This window comes from Mycobacterium sp. TH-M11, assembly GCF_057473725.1.
This window is the reverse complement of the sequence record NZ_JBYCLD010000440.1, coordinates 1-13,499: the sequence shown is the minus strand read 5'-3', so window position 1 is coordinate 13,499 and position 13,499 is coordinate 1. Positions and strand designations below refer to the sequence as shown.

13 protein-coding genes and 1 pseudogene are annotated in these 13,499 nt (G+C 66.1%); 8 read left to right on the top strand and 6 right to left on the bottom strand.

What is annotated here, in order from left to right:
• Positions 1-459, top strand: a 459-nt coding sequence (locus AC2VOG_RS17245) for an adenosylcobinamide-GDP ribazoletransferase (protein ID WP_486941071.1), incomplete at its 5' end; no start/stop codon positions are given.
• Between the two features lie 5 nt (positions 460-464).
• On the opposite strand, the gene AC2VOG_RS17240 is transcribed toward AC2VOG_RS17245, so the two are convergent.
• Both AC2VOG_RS17240 and gcvT read right to left on the bottom strand, forming a co-directional pair.
• Positions 465-1,571 carry a branched-chain amino acid aminotransferase gene (locus tag AC2VOG_RS17240; RefSeq protein WP_486941070.1) on the bottom strand — a complete coding sequence of 369 codons (1,107 nt, stop codon included), beginning with the start codon at positions 1,569-1,571 and terminating at the stop codon, positions 465-467.
• Between the two features lie 87 nt (positions 1,572-1,658).
• Positions 1,659-2,753 (bottom strand): glycine cleavage system aminomethyltransferase GcvT, encoded by a 1,095-nt coding sequence (gene gcvT / locus AC2VOG_RS17235; RefSeq protein ID WP_486941069.1) that lies wholly within the window; start codon positions 2,751-2,753, stop codon positions 1,659-1,661.
• A gap of 190 nt (positions 2,754-2,943) precedes the next feature.
• On the opposite strand from gcvT, the gene AC2VOG_RS17230 reads away from it, so the two are divergent.
• The gene (locus AC2VOG_RS17230) at positions 2,944-4,500 is read left to right on the top strand and encodes a leucyl aminopeptidase (RefSeq protein ID WP_486941072.1); all 1,557 of its coding nucleotides are present in this window, start codon (positions 2,944-2,946) and stop codon (positions 4,498-4,500) included.
• Here AC2VOG_RS17230 and AC2VOG_RS17225 read toward each other — a convergent pair.
• Both AC2VOG_RS17225 and AC2VOG_RS17220 read right to left on the bottom strand, forming a co-directional pair.
• Positions 4,497-5,237: a hypothetical protein gene (locus AC2VOG_RS17225; protein ID WP_486941068.1), complete on the bottom strand. Its 741-nt coding sequence runs from the start codon at positions 5,235-5,237 to the stop codon at positions 4,497-4,499. The genes AC2VOG_RS17230 and AC2VOG_RS17225 overlap by 4 nt on opposite strands.
• A 26-nt stretch (positions 5,238-5,263) precedes the next feature.
• Positions 5,264-5,632 carry a hypothetical protein gene (locus AC2VOG_RS17220; RefSeq protein WP_486941067.1) on the bottom strand — a complete coding sequence of 123 codons (369 nt, stop codon included), beginning with the start codon at positions 5,630-5,632 and terminating at the stop codon, positions 5,264-5,266.
• A 385-nt stretch (positions 5,633-6,017) separates the two neighbouring features.
• Between AC2VOG_RS17220 and sucB the strand changes: the two genes are divergently transcribed.
• The 5 genes from sucB to AC2VOG_RS17195 all read left to right on the top strand — a co-directional run bounded on the left by sucB (position 6,018) and on the right by AC2VOG_RS17195 (position 11,167).
• Positions 6,018-7,739, top strand: coding sequence for a 2-oxoglutarate dehydrogenase, E2 component, dihydrolipoamide succinyltransferase (gene sucB, locus AC2VOG_RS17215; protein ID WP_486941066.1), 1,722 nt, complete (start codon positions 6,018-6,020; stop codon positions 7,737-7,739).
• Between the two features lie 25 nt (positions 7,740-7,764).
• Positions 7,765-8,673 carry a TIGR01777 family oxidoreductase gene (locus tag AC2VOG_RS17210; RefSeq protein WP_486941065.1) on the top strand — a complete coding sequence of 303 codons (909 nt, stop codon included), beginning with the start codon at positions 7,765-7,767 and terminating at the stop codon, positions 8,671-8,673.
• A gap of 98 nt (positions 8,674-8,771) precedes the next feature.
• Positions 8,772-9,446 carry a lipoyl(octanoyl) transferase LipB gene (lipB, locus tag AC2VOG_RS17205; protein ID WP_486941064.1) on the top strand — a complete coding sequence of 225 codons (675 nt, stop codon included), beginning with the start codon at positions 8,772-8,774 and terminating at the stop codon, positions 9,444-9,446.
• Between the two features lie 29 nt (positions 9,447-9,475).
• Positions 9,476-10,399 (top strand): lipoyl synthase, encoded by a 924-nt coding sequence (gene lipA / locus AC2VOG_RS17200; protein WP_486941063.1) that lies wholly within the window; start codon positions 9,476-9,478, stop codon positions 10,397-10,399.
• Positions 10,400-10,414: 15 nt separating this feature from the next.
• Positions 10,415-11,167, top strand: a complete 753-nt coding sequence (locus AC2VOG_RS17195; protein ID WP_486941062.1) for a DUF4191 domain-containing protein — start codon at positions 10,415-10,417, stop codon at positions 11,165-11,167.
• A 70-nt stretch (positions 11,168-11,237) separates the two neighbouring features.
• Here AC2VOG_RS17195 and AC2VOG_RS17190 read toward each other — a convergent pair whose 3' ends face one another.
• Entirely contained in the window at positions 11,238-11,708 is a 471-nt protein-coding gene (locus tag AC2VOG_RS17190) for an RDD family protein (protein WP_486941061.1), read from the bottom strand.
• A 195-nt stretch (positions 11,709-11,903) separates the two neighbouring features.
• Here AC2VOG_RS17190 and glnA point away from each other — a divergent pair, with 195 nt between their 5' ends.
• The gene (glnA, locus tag AC2VOG_RS17185) at positions 11,904-13,340 is read left to right on the top strand and encodes a type I glutamate--ammonia ligase (RefSeq protein WP_486941060.1); all 1,437 of its coding nucleotides are present in this window, start codon (positions 11,904-11,906) and stop codon (positions 13,338-13,340) included.
• Between the two features lie 63 nt (positions 13,341-13,403).
• Here the strand turns inward: glnA and AC2VOG_RS17180 are convergent.
• Positions 13,404-13,499, bottom strand: a pseudogene (locus AC2VOG_RS17180) (XRE family transcriptional regulator); the annotation flags it as partial.

Sequence of the window (13,499 nt, the reverse complement as noted above, 5' to 3'; positions counted from 1 at the left end):
CCACCCGAACGAGCGCTGGCGGTGATGCGCGACGGGTCGACCGGACCGTTCGGCGTGAGCGCCATCGTGGTGGTGATCGTCGCTCAGGGGCTGGCGTTTTCGACGCTGCACCCGGCGGGGATCGTGACCGCGGTGTGCGCAGGCCGGGTGGCGGCCGTACAGGCCTGTCGCCGCGGACTGCCGGGCGCGCCCGGAAGTAAGCTGGGCTCGCGTGTTGTCGGCGGCCAGCGCAGGCCGGTGGTCGTCGGGTGGGTGGCCCTGCTGCTGGCCGCATCGTCGGCGGTCGGCCGACACCCCTGGCACGGGCCGGTCGCGGTGCTGACCGCACTGATCGCGTCCGCTCTGCTGGTGCGACACTGCGTACGACGTTTCGGCGGCGTCAGCGGCGACGTACTCGGCGCCGCAATCGAATTGACGACGACCATCACCGCTGTGCTACTCGCGGCGAGGATCGCGTGAGTCGCTCAGCCGAGCCGTGACATCCAGCCGTGGGTGTCGACGAAAGTACCGCGCTGAATGCCGGTGAGCGTGTCACGCAGCGCCATGGTCACCTCGCCGGATTCACCGTCACCGACGGTGAACTCGTTCTCGCCGTATTTCACGTGCGACACCGGTGTGATGACGGCGGCGGTGCCGCAGGCGAACACCTCGGTGATCTCGCCGTCGGCGGCTTTCTTCTGCCACTCCTCCATGTCGATCTTGCGCTCTTCCACCGCGAAACCCGCGTCAGTCGCCAACTGCAACAGGGAGTCTCGCGTGATGCCCGGCAGCAGCGAACCGGACAGCTCCGGTGTGACCAGGCGCGCCGACCCACCGCTGCCGAACACGAAGAACAGGTTCATCCCGCCCATCTCTTCGATGTAGCGGCGCTCGACAGCATCGAGCCACACCACTTGCTCGCACCCGTTTTCAGCGGCCTCCGCCTGGGCGACCAGCGATGCGGCGTAGTTGCCACCGAACTTCGCGGCACCGGTGCCACCCGGGCTGGCCCGGACGTAATCCGTTGAGACCCAGACGGTTACCGGCTTGATCCCGTTCTTGAAGTAGGCCCCGGCCGGCGAGCCGATCACCATGTAGCGGTATTGCTTGGCCGGGCGGACCCCCAACCCCGGCTCGGTGGCGAAAACGAACGGACGCAGATACAGCGACTCCTCACCGCCGGCCGGCGGCACCCAGACATTGTCGACGGCGATCAGTTGTCGCAGCGACTCCAGGAAAAGTTCTTCGGGCAGTTCGGGAATGGCGATCCGCTCGGCCGAGTGCCGCAGCCGCGCGGCGTTGGCGTCGGCCCGAAACGACACCACCGACCCATCCGCCCAGCGGTAGGCCTTGAGTCCCTCGAAGATCTCTTGGGCGTAGTGCAACACGATCGCCGACGGGTCCAATGTGATCGGTCCGTACGCATCGACCCGCGCGTCGTGCCAACCCCGGTCCTCGGAGTAATCGATCGAAACCATGTGGTCGGTGTGGTACCTGCCAAAGCCGGGGTCGGCGAGGATCGCGTGTCGCGCACCGTCGCTGGCGGGGTTTTCGGCGCGGGACACCGTGAACTCGAGAACGTCGCTGGTCATTTGCCCCGCTCCTCGGAGCCTTTCTGGATCACACTGCCCTGTCGATCGTCGTCGGCGCCGGTCATCAGGCGATTGTATAGCCGAGCGCTAACGAGTTTTCGCGTCGACAAACGGCGGCTTGACGACTTCGCATTCGATGCCACGCCCGCGAACATCGACGATGACGTGCCGGCCGTCCTCGATACCCGCGTCGGCGTCGATGAGCGCCAACGCAATGCCGACTTTCAGCGTCGGCGAGAAGGTGCCCGATGTGGTGACGCCGACGGTCTTGTCACCATCGAGAACATTCAGGTCGGGCCGAAGCACACCGCGGCCGACCGCCTTGAGCCCGCGCAGCAGCCGCGGCGGACCGGTTTCTTTTTCCGCCAGCAGCGCGTCGCGCCCGAAGAATGCGTCCTTCTGCCAGCCGATGGCCCAGCCGCACCGGGCCTGCAGCGGTGAAATGTCCGCCGAGAGTTCGTGACCGTGCAACGGATATCCCATCTCGGTGCGTAGTGTGTCACGCGCTCCGAGGCCCGCCAGTTGCCCGTCGGCCCGCGTCACCGCGGCGTACAGCGCGTCGAACACCGGGCCGGCGGAGTCCCACGGCGGCAGTAGCTCGTAGCCGTGTTCGCCGGTGTAGCCGCTGCGGCACACCCGCACCGGCACGCCGTCCAAGTCGGCGTCGGCGTAGCCCATGTAGTCCATGTCGGTAGGCAAGCCCAGCCCGGTCAGCACCTTCGTCGACCGGGGGCCTTGCACGGCCAGCACGCCGTAGCGCCGGTGCTCGTCGGTAATGGTCAGCTCGGCGGGCGCAGCTGCTTTCAGCGCGGCGACCACCGCCGCGGTGTTGGCGGCGTTGGGCACCAGGAAAATTTCGTCGGCAGCGACGTAATAGGCGATCAAGTCATCGATGACGCCGCCGGAGTCATTGCAGCACAACGTGTATTGCGCCTTGCCCGGCTGGATGCGGTCCAGGTCGTTGGTCAGCGCGGAATTGACGAATGCCGCGGCGCCGGGCCCCTTGACCAGCGCTTTGCCCAAGTGGCTGACGTCGAACAGGCCGACGGCGTTGCGGGTCGCTGTGTGCTCGGCGACCGTGCCGGCGTAGGACACCGGCATCAGCCATCCGCCGAATTCGGCGAAGCTTGCGCCGAGCTCGCGATGGCGATCCTCCAGCGGTCCGTGCAACACTTCACTCACTGGCGCTACTCCTTCTGATCGCTGCGCTCTGCACCCTCGCCAGCGCGGCCTCTAGGCATTTCACCCTAATGCGGGCCGCGGGTGACTGTCCGACTGGCACACGTGGCCGGTGGTCGATTCGCTGGACGTCGAGGCCATCCAGGCCGACGGCATCGCCGAATTGTCGGGCACAATCGTTAGGGTTGAATTCGTGAGCACACAACCCGGATACCTGGCCCCCGCTGTCTCCATCGTCTCTTCGCTACCCCGCCGGGGCGTCAAATCGGCAGTCCTGATCGTCCCTGTGGTGTCGTCGGGCCCCGCGGATGTCAACGACGAACCAGGCGCCCTGGTCGCCGACGCCGATTCACTACTGCCCCAAGAGGCGGTCACCGAAATCGAGGACGGCTTGCGGGCGCTGAACGCCACCGGCGCTGTCGAGCAGGTGCACCGTTTGGTGGTGAAGTCGCTGCCGGTGGCCAGTGTGCTCACAGTCGGGTTGGGCAAGAGGCGCGACGAGTGGCCCTCGGATCTGATTCGCCGCGCGGCCGGCTCGGCGGCGCGCGCCTTGGGCGGCACCGAATCGGTGATCAGCACGCTGGGAGCGCTACCAGGCGAGGGCCCGCTGGAGGCAGCCGTCGAAGGGTTGATTCTCGGCAGCTACCGTTTCATCGCGTTCCGCACCGAGAAGACGGCCCCCAAAGACCCGGGCCTGCGCACGATCACCATGCTGTCCAGCGACAAGGCCGCCAAAACGCGGGCCGCTCACGCCGTGGCGGTGGCCACCGCCGTCGCCACCGCGCGCGACTTCGTCAACACGCCGCCCAGCCACCTATTTCCCGCCGAATTCGCAAGGCGAGCAAAGGCTTTAGGAGAGTCCGTCGGGCTCGAAGTCGAAGTGCTCGACGACAAGGCGCTGACGAAAAACGGCTACGGTGGCATCATCGGCGTCGGCCAGGGATCGTCACGGCTGCCGCGACTGGTGCGGCTGTCGCACTACGGCGCGAGGCTGGCGAAAAAGCCCAAGCAGGCGAAGCGTGTCGCGCTTGTGGGCAAGGGCGTCACCTTCGACACCGGTGGTATCTCGATCAAGCCGGCGGCGTCGATGCATCACATGACCTCGGACATGGGCGGCGCCGCGGCGGTGATCGCGACCGTGACGCTGGCCGCACAGCTGCGGCTGCCGATCGACGTGATCGCCACCGTCCCGATGGCCGAGAACATGCCGTCGTCGACGGCGCAGCGGCCCGGCGACGTGCTGACCCAATATGGCGGCACGACGGTCGAGGTTCTCAACACCGATGCCGAGGGACGATTGATCCTGGCCGACGCGATCGTGCGGGCGTGCGAGGACAACCCGGACTATTTGATCGAGACGTCGACGTTGACCGGTGCGCAGACCGTTGCGCTGGGCGCACGAACGCCAGGGGTGATGGGCAGCGACGAGTTTCGCGACCGGGTGGCCGGGATTTCTCAGCAAATCGGCGAGAACGGTTGGCCGATGCCGCTGCCCGAGGAGTTGAAGGACGACCTGAAGTCGACGGTCGCCGACCTGGCCAACATCAGCGGACAGCGCTTCGCCGGGATGCTGGTGGCAGGCGTCTTCCTTCGCGAGTTCATCGCTGACGGAGTGGACTGGGCGCATATCGACGTCGCCGCCCCGGCCTACAACACTGGCGGTCCATGGGGTTACACCCCCAAAGGCGGCACCGGTGTACCGACGCGCACCATGTTCGCGGTGCTAGAAGACATCGCGGCGAACGGTTAGCGACTCACCGTCGGACGGCTGAACCAGCGAACCCGCTGTCGCCAGGATTGCGCCGAGGTCAGTGCGAAACCGGCGCCGCAGGCGCAGCAGAAGAACCACACCATCGCGGTGGTCGCCGTGCCCTGGAACGCCGGGATCACTGCGGTGAAGATGCGCACCACGCAGGCCCCGATGCCGCTCGCCGAGAAGATCAGGTACATGTGGGCAATGTTGCGCGATCGGGGATCCTGCCGTAGCACCAACAAGGCGCGCGAGCCGAACACGAGCAGGTAAGCCAAAGTTCCGCACAGCATGACCCAGTAGACGCTCAACCAGAAATCGGTGGGCAGCGCGAAGAAGTCACGCGTGTGGACTCGGCTGCCGCGGCTGAGTGTGAACGTGGCCAGCAACAACGGAATGCACAGCGTGGCGGGGCGTTCCACGTATTGCTTGAACGATCGCTGCAGCGCTCCGTCGTCGGTGACGCGGCCGACCGAGTTGTACACGATCGCCGAGGCCGCGACGATGTAGCAGTCGTGGCCCATGTAGTTCTGCAGGTTCCACTCACCGGTCAGCCGGTACAATCCGACGCCGATAGTGTCGGCGGCCAGTGGCGACATCAGCGCCACCGCCGCACCTTGCAGAGCGATATTCAGCGTCGCCGCCACTTCCCAACGGCAACGCCACGTGACCCGGCGGATCCACAGGCTCACGGCGATACACGCCAGGGTGGTGATGAGAAGAGCGCTAAGTGCCAAAGCAGTACCTCACGCGAACTAGCGATTTACAGGGGCGGCGCGTCGGAGCGTGGGCGCCAACCCGATATTTTCGTCGGCTGCTGAAGAGTCTTGACGTTGCCCCCACCGGCTACAGCATGCGTCTGCGTGCTTCCACGGATTTCTTCGGCCAGCGCGGTGACTTCCTCTGGCGCGATGAACCGGTAGCGCGTCAGCAGCTCGGCACGGTTGATGCCGAGGTTGGCTGCAGCGACCCGCAGGTTGTCGGCGGTGATCAGGGTGCCCTTGTCCAACTGGTCGTAGTAGGTGGAACGCGGCAGTTCCATCGCCGTCCAGATCTCTTCCCTGCTCAGGGAGCGACCCGCCAGATAGGAGAGCACGGTGGCAAGTTCCTTGCCGCTGTCATCGGGATACACGCCGCACAAGATATCCAAGTTTTCGGCTTTACGGAATCCCATTCACGTCAAAAAGCGGATATGTCACACAATTTGGACACCTCACATCCCTTTAACTGGAATTTAAGTCCGGTTTATTGGACTCACACGAGTGCTGTGGGTCCGTGATCCATGCTGTGCCCGAGTCCGAGTGAGACGCGACTCACAGGACGTACGTAGCGGCATTGAGACCGACCGCCGGCGGCGGAATTCGGGCGTCGATGGCTTGCCCTGGTTGTGCGCCGACAATGCCGGAGTGACAGGATGATTTCGGTAATCAACGGGTGCAGCTTCGCTTACACCGCGCTGTGGTAAGCCAGAGGTCGATCCGTGCCCACCGACCGATCAATCGAGGAGTCGACGTCAGATGGCCTTCTCAGTACAGATGCCGGCACTCGGTGAGAGCGTGACGGAGGGAACCGTTACTCGCTGGCTGAAGCAAGAAGGCGACACCGTCGAACTCGACGAGCCGCTGCTGGAGGTGTCCACCGACAAGGTCGACACCGAGATCCCCTCGCCTGCTGCCGGGGTGTTGACCAAAATCGTGGCCCGCGAAGACGAGAGCGTCGAGGTAGGCGGCGAGCTTGCCGTGATCGGCGACGCCTCCGAGGCGCCCAGAGCCGACGAACAGCCTGCTGAGCGACCGGCTGCGCAGGCGGCGCCCGAACCCCAGCCCGAACCCCAGCCGCAGTCCGAGCCGCAGCCGGTGGTCACCGCGCCGGCAGCCAATGACCAACCCGCAGCCGCAGACTCGCAGCCGGTGCTGATGCCCGAACTCGGCGAATCGGTCACCGAAGGAACGGTGACTCGCTGGCTGAAAAAGGTAGGCGACGTCGTGGAGGTCGACGAGCCGCTGGTCGAGGTGTCCACCGACAAGGTCGACACCGAGATCCCGTCACCGGTGGCGGGCACATTGATCAGCATCACCGCCGAGGAAGACGTCACCGTTGCGGTCGGCGGCGAACTCGCCCGAATCGGCGTCGGCGCCATCACCGCACCGCCGGCTGCACCCGCACCGCCGGCCACACCCGCACCGCCGGCCACACCCGCACCCGCCGCGCAGCCCGCGGCCCCGGTCGCTCCGGAACCGCAACCCGCCGAAGCCGAGCCGGCGACCGGTGACGGCACCCCTTACGTCACGCCCCTGGTGCGAAAACTGGCCGCTGAGAACAACATCGACCTCGGCACGGTCAAGGGAACAGGAGTCGGCGGACGCATCCGCAAGCAGGATGTGCTGGCCGCTGCTGACCGCAGGGCACAGCAGGACCAAGCCGCGACGGCGCCGACGCCCGCGCCCCCGGCGGCCGCACAACCTCCGGCCGGCGTCAAGCCGAGCGCGCCGGGTCCCGCACCCGCGATGGCGCATCTGCGCGGAACCACGCAGAAGGCCAGCCGCATCCGCCAGATCACCGCAAACAAGACGCGGGAATCTCTGCAGGCGACCGCTCAGCTCACACAGGTCCACGAAGTCGACATGACGCGCATCGTCGCGCTGCGCCACAGGGCGAAAGCCGCGTTCGCCGAACGCGAGGGGGTGAACCTGACCTTTCTGCCGTTCATCGCACGCGCCGTGATCGATGCGCTCAAAGCCCACCCGAACGTCAACGCCAGCTACAACGAGGGCAGCAAGGAGATCACCTACTACGACGCCGAGCACCTGGGCTTCGCGGTCGACACCGAGCAGGGTCTGCTCTCCCCCGTCATCCACAACGCCGGCGACCTGTCGCTGGCCGGGTTGGCCCGCGCGATCGCCGACATAGCGGGGCGTGCCCGCTCGGGCGACTTGCGGCCCGACGAACTCTCCGGTGGCACCTTCACGATCACCAATATCGGCAGTCAGGGTGCGCTCACCGACACGCCTATCCTGGTGCCGCCGCAGGCAGCCATGCTGGGCACCGGCGCGATCGTCAAACGGCCCCGGGTCGTCGTCGACGAGACCGGCAACGAGTCGATCGGCGTGCGCTCGGTGTGCCTGCTGCCGCTGACCTACGACCACCGGTTGATCGACGGCGCTGATGCCGGACGCTTTGTGACCACCATCAAGCATCGGCTCGAAGAGGGTGCTTTCGAGGCCGACTTAGGGCTCTGAGGCCGCTAGGAGGGTAGCTCGACTCGTGCCCGCAACCGTCGCGATCGCCGGCTCGTCAGGCCTGATCGGTTCCGCGCTGGTCAACGCACTGCGCGCCGCGGACCACGACGTGCTGCGTCTGGTGCGCCGGGCGCCGGCCAACACCGGTGAGTTGCGTTGGGACCCTGACAGCGGTGAGCTCGACGCCAAAGCACTGAGCGGCATCGACGCCGTCGTCAACATGTGCGGCATCAACGTCGGCCGGCGGCGTTGGTCGGGGGCGTTCAAACAGAACCTGCGCGACAGCCGCATCACCCCGACCGAGGTGCTGTCCATCGCAGCCGCCGACGTCGGCGTCGGCGTGCTGGTCAACGCCAGTGCAGTCGGCTACTACGGCGACACCCGAGACCAGGTGGTCGACGAAACCGCTCCGGCGGGAAGCGGTTTCCTCGCCCGGCTGTGTGTGGACTGGGAAGCGGTCACCGCGCCGGCACGTACGGCCGGCGTCCGGGTGGTGTTGGCGCGTACCGGCGTCGTGCTGGCCGCCGCAGGCGGCGCTCTCGGTCAACTGCGGCCGCTGTTCTCGCTGGGTCTGGGCGTCCGACTGGGCAGCGGCCGCCAATACCTGTCCTGGATCAGCTTGGAGGACACCGTCCGGGCGCTGCAGTTCGCGATCTCCGACGAGCGGCTGTCCGGACCAGTGAACCTCACCGGACCGGCGCCCGTCACCAACGCCGAATTCACCGCGGCATTGGGCCGGGCGATCAATCGGCCCACCCCGCTGATGCTGCCGAGCTTTGCGATACGCGCCGCCCTGGGCGAATTCGCCGACGAGACCCTGCTGAGCGGGCAGCGCGCCATCCCGGGAGTGTTGGAGCGAACCGGTTTTCATTTCCACCACAACACCGTCGGCGAGGCTTTGCGCTACGCCACCGCAAGCCCCGACGTCGCATAGACCGCGTGATCGCTGTCAGCTTGTCGCCAGGTTCAGGTTGTACGGTCTGGCGTGTGAGTTCGATCCGATCGAGCAGCACCCCCATCGACATACGTCAGATGGATACCGTCGATTATCGGGTCGCTTGGCAACTGCAGCAGGAGTTGGCCGATTCCCGCGCGGCCGGCGCCCCCGACTCGCTGCTTCTCCTCGAGCATCCCTCGGTCTACACCGCCGGACGGCGCACCGCCGTCGAGGAGCGCCCAGCCGATGGCACGCCCGTCATCGACACCGACCGCGGCGGGAAGATCACCTGGCACGGGCCCGGCCAGCTAGTGGGCTACCCGATCATCGGGCTCGCCGAACCGCTCGACGTGGTCAATTACGTGCGGCGCATTGAAGAGGCCCTGATCAAGGTCTGCGCCGACGTCGGCCTTCAAGTCGGGCGTATCGACGGACGCTCCGGGGTATGGGTGCCCGCCGGTGATGGCCGACCAGACCGCAAGGTCGCCGCCATCGGAGTCCGGGTGTCGCGGGCGACGACGCTGCACGGATTCGCCCTGAACTGCGACTGCGACCTCACCGCGTTCGAGACGATCGTGCCGTGCGGGATCAGCGACGCCGGCGTGACGTCGATCTCGGCCGAACTGGGCCGACGAGTCGGCGTCGAGGATGTCCGGGCGGCGGTCGCCGAGGCGGTGTGCGACGCCTTGGACGGCCGCCTGCCGGTCGCCGTGCACCCGTGCCCGCCTCCTCAGCCCGCCGTTCCGGCGCGCCTCGTCGCCGGCGGCTAGCACAGCGCCGCCCGCGTAGCATCACCGTTGTGACCGTCGCCCCCGAAGGTAGGAAACTGCTGCGGCTGGAAGTGCGCAACGCAGAGATCCCGATCGAGCGCAAACCGCCGTGGATCAAGACCCGGCTGCGGATGGGCCCGGAATACACCGAACTCAAGAAGCTGGTCCGCCGTGAGGGCCTGCACACCGTGTGCGAGGAAGCGGGCTGCCCCAACATCTATGAATGCTGGGAAGACCGGGAGGCCACCTTCCTGATCGGCGGGGAGGTCTGCAGCCGCCGGTGTGACTTCTGCCAGATTGACACCGGCAAACCCGCGGCACTGGACCGTGACGAGCCGCGGCGGGTCGCCGAGAGCGTGCAGGCGATGAGCCTGCGGTATTCCACCGTCACCGGGGTGGCCCGTGACGATCTGCCCGACGGCGGCGCCTGGCTGTACGCCGAAACGGTGCGGGCCATCAAGCACCTCAACCCGTCCACCGGGGTGGAGTTGTTAATCCCCGACTTCAACGGTAACGCCGACCAATTGCGTGAGGTCTTCGAAGCCCGGCCAGAAGTGTTGGCGCACAACCTCGAAACGGTGCCGCGCATCTTCAAGCGCATCCGGCCGGCCTTCTCCTACCGGCGTAGCCTCGCCGTGCTGACGGCGGCGCGTGACTTCGGCCTGGTGACCAAGAGCAACCTGATCCTGGGCATGGGCGAGACACCCGAGGAGATACGTGCCGCGCTGGTCGATCTACACGAAGCCGGCTGCGACATCGTCACGATCACCCAGTACCTGCGTCCGACGGCGCGGCATCACCCGGTTGATCGCTGGGTCCACCCTGACGAGTTCGGCGAGTACGAGCAGTACGCCGAACGACTCGGATTCGCCGGGGTGCTGGCCGGCCCGCTGGTGCGTTCCTCGTATCGGGCCGGACGGCTCTACCAGCAGGCCCGCCAGCGTCGGCTTTAAGTATTCTTGGCGATTATGGCCAAATCCAGCGCAGCCAAGCCGAGCAAGGCCGCCCGTGCCGAGGCGAAAGCCATTCGCGTGGCAGCCAGTAAAGAACGCCGACGTCAGCTCTGGCAGGCGTTCAACATCCAGCGCCAAGAGGACAAGCGCCTACTGCCGTACATGATCGGCGCGTTCGTGCTGGTCGTGGGCATCGCGGTGGCGGGTGGGTTGGCCTTCGGCGGCTTCGCGATGATCTCTCTGATCGCGCTGGGTGTGGTCTTCGGCGCGTTGGCGGCCTTCATCGTCTTCGGCCGGCGCGCGCAGAAATCGGTCTACGGCAAGGCCGAAGGCCAGGCCGGGGCCGCCGCCTGGGCGTTGGACAACCTGCGCGGCAAGTGGCGGGTGACTCCGGGTGTGGCCGCCACCGGGCATCTCGACGCCGTACACCGGGTGCTGGGCCGACCCGGTGTGATCCTGGTCGGCGAGGGCGCGGCGGGCCGGGTCAAACCGTTGCTTGCCCAGGAGAAGAAGCGCACCGCCAAACTGGTCGGCGACGTACCGATCTACGACATCATCGTCGGCAACGGCGAGGGCGAGGTTCCGCTGGCCAAGCTGGAACGCCACCTGACCAGGCTGCCGTCCAACATCAACGGCAAGCAGATGGACGCGCTGGAATCGCGGCTCGCGGCGTTGGGCTCGCGGACCGGCGCCGCCGCGATGCCCAAGGGTCCGATGCCCGGCAACGCCAAGATGCGCGGGGTCCAGCGGACCGTCCGCCGCCGTTAAATCACCGGGTCCCGCGGAGATCAGCGCCAGCGACGATGCAGGGGGTCCTGAGGAGGAGCGGCGCCGGAGATCAGCGCCGCACGACGGCGGTGCCGGTCACCCGGTCCTGAATGCCGCGCCCGTCGACGTCGACGAACAACGCCGGGACGACGAATGCGATCAACACTCCACGAACCAGCGCGCGGCCCAGGCCGACGTGCAGCCTCTCGTCGACCGACGCTACTCGCAGGCCCAGCGCGAGCTGTCCCGGCGTGAACTGGAACAAACGCACCGAAACCACACCGAGCACCAGCCAGATCGCCAACACGGCGGCTGCGCCCGCTTGCCCGTAGAGAAACTGTCGGCTGGTCAGCAGACCAACGGTGACCGTGAGACTGGCCAACCCATAGGCGATGAACCAATCGACGAGCAGCGCCACCACCCGCCGGCCCAGGCCGGCCAGCGCGCCGGGCCCGCTTTCGGGCAGTCCGAGCACGCTGCCCGGATACCCCCGCGAACGTTCCGAATCGTCGGATTTCGGGGGCCGGTTGCTGCGGGTCATTCCCCCACAATAAAGTCAGGTCTGGCCAGACGACGAGGCGCAACCTGCTGCGGCTTAACGTAGATGTAACACAGGGTTTGACTCACGCAACATTGCCTCCCTAGCGTCTGACCGGGTTTTCTATTACGGCCACGTAAAAGAAGGCTCATCCGCGACCACAGTGGTTCGAAGCTCGCAGCAAAGGAGAGCGCTTAGGTGTCCGAACATACGGCCGACGACATCATCAAACTGGCCAAGGACGAGCACGTCGAATTCGTCGACGTCCGGTTCTGTGACCTGCCAGGCATCATGCAGCACTTCACAATTCCGATTTCGTTCTTCGACGAGAGCGTGTTCGAGGAAGGCTTGGCCTTCGACGGCTCCTCGATTCGCGGATTCCAGTCCATCCACGAATCCGACATGCTGCTCCTGCCCGACCCTGACACGGCGCAGATCGACCTGTTCACCCAGGCCAAGACGCTGAACCTGAACTTCTTCGTGCACGACCCGTTCACCCTGGAGCCGTATTCGCGCGACCCGCGCAACATCGCTCGCAAGGCGGAGAACTACCTGAACAGCACCGGCATCGCCGACACCGCCTATTTCGGCGCCGAGGCCGAGTTCTACATCTTCGACTCCGTCAGTTTCGACTCGAACATCAACGGCACGTTCTACGAGGTCGACGCGATCTCCGGTTGGTGGAACACCGGCGAGCCGACCGAGAACGACGGCAGCCCCAACCGCGGTTACAAGGTGCGCCCCAAGGGTGGCTACTTCCCGGTCGCCCCCGTCGACCACTACGTCGACCTGCGCGCCAAGATGCTGCAGAACCTGATCAAGGCCGGCTTTTCCCTGGAGAAGGGCCACCACGAGGTGGGCACCGGTGGTCAGGCCGAGATCAACTACAAGTTCAACACGCTGCTGCACGCCGCCGACGACATGCAGCTCTACAAGTACATCGTCAAGAACACCGCATGGCAGGAAGGCAAGACCGTCACGTTCATGCCCAAGCCGCTGTTCGGTGACAACGGCTCGGGTATGCACACCCACCAGTCGCTGTGGAAAGACGGCAGCCCGCTGATGTACGACGAGACCGGTTACGCCGGGCTGTCCGACACCGCGCGGCACTACATCGGCGGCCTGCTGCACCACGCACCGTCGCTGCTGGCGTTCACCAACCCCACGACGAACTCCTATAAGCGTCTGGTCCCGGGCTTCGAGGCACCGATCAACCTGGTCTACAGCCAGCGCAACCGGTCGGCGTGTGTCCGCATCCCGATCACCGGCAGCAACCCCAAGGCCAAGCGTCTAGAGTTCCGTTGCCCCGACTCCTCAGGCAACCCGTACCTGGCGTTCGCGGCCATGCTGATGGCCGGCTTGGACGGCATCAAGAACAAGATCGAGCCGCAGACCCCGGTCGACAAAGACCTCTACGAGCTGCCGCCGGAGGAAGCTGCGAACATCCCGCAGGCCCCGACCCAGCTCTCGGCGGTGATCGACCGCTTGGAAGAGGATCACGAATACCTCACCGAGGGAGGCGTTTTCACGTCTGACCTGATCGAGACGTGGATCAGCTACAAGCGCGAGAACGAGATCCTGCCGGTCCAGATCCGGCCGCACCCCTATGAGTTCGCGCTCTACTACGACGTGTAAGTCAGCTCCTAACGTGTCCACCCGTTCGGCGATCCCGAGCGGGTGGACTCGTTTTGCGACTGTTCAGGTGTGCATATGGAGCCGCTCACCGTGCGGACCGAAGATCGCGATGGCCTCCACGGCTCCGTTCACAGCTCCGAACCAGTGCGGCGTCCACGT

What these genes read in the sequence shown, in the direction of transcription:
- AC2VOG_RS17195 (WP_486941062.1), top strand. Translation starts at nt 10,415, where the DNA reads ATGGCCAAATCCAGCGCAGCCAAGCCGAGCAAGGCCGCCCGTGCCGAG.
- sucB (WP_486941066.1), top strand. Translation starts at nt 6,018, where the DNA reads ATGGCCTTCTCAGTACAGATGCCGGCACTCGGTGAGAGCGTGACGGAG.
- lipB (WP_486941064.1), top strand. Translation starts at nt 8,772, where the DNA reads ATGGATACCGTCGATTATCGGGTCGCTTGGCAACTGCAGCAGGAGTTG.
- AC2VOG_RS17190 (WP_486941061.1), bottom strand. Translation starts at nt 11,708, where the DNA reads ATGACCCGCAGCAACCGGCCCCCGAAATCCGACGATTCGGAACGTTCG.
- AC2VOG_RS17240 (WP_486941070.1), bottom strand. Translation starts at nt 1,571, where the DNA reads ATGACCAGCGACGTTCTCGAGTTCACGGTGTCCCGCGCCGAAAACCCC.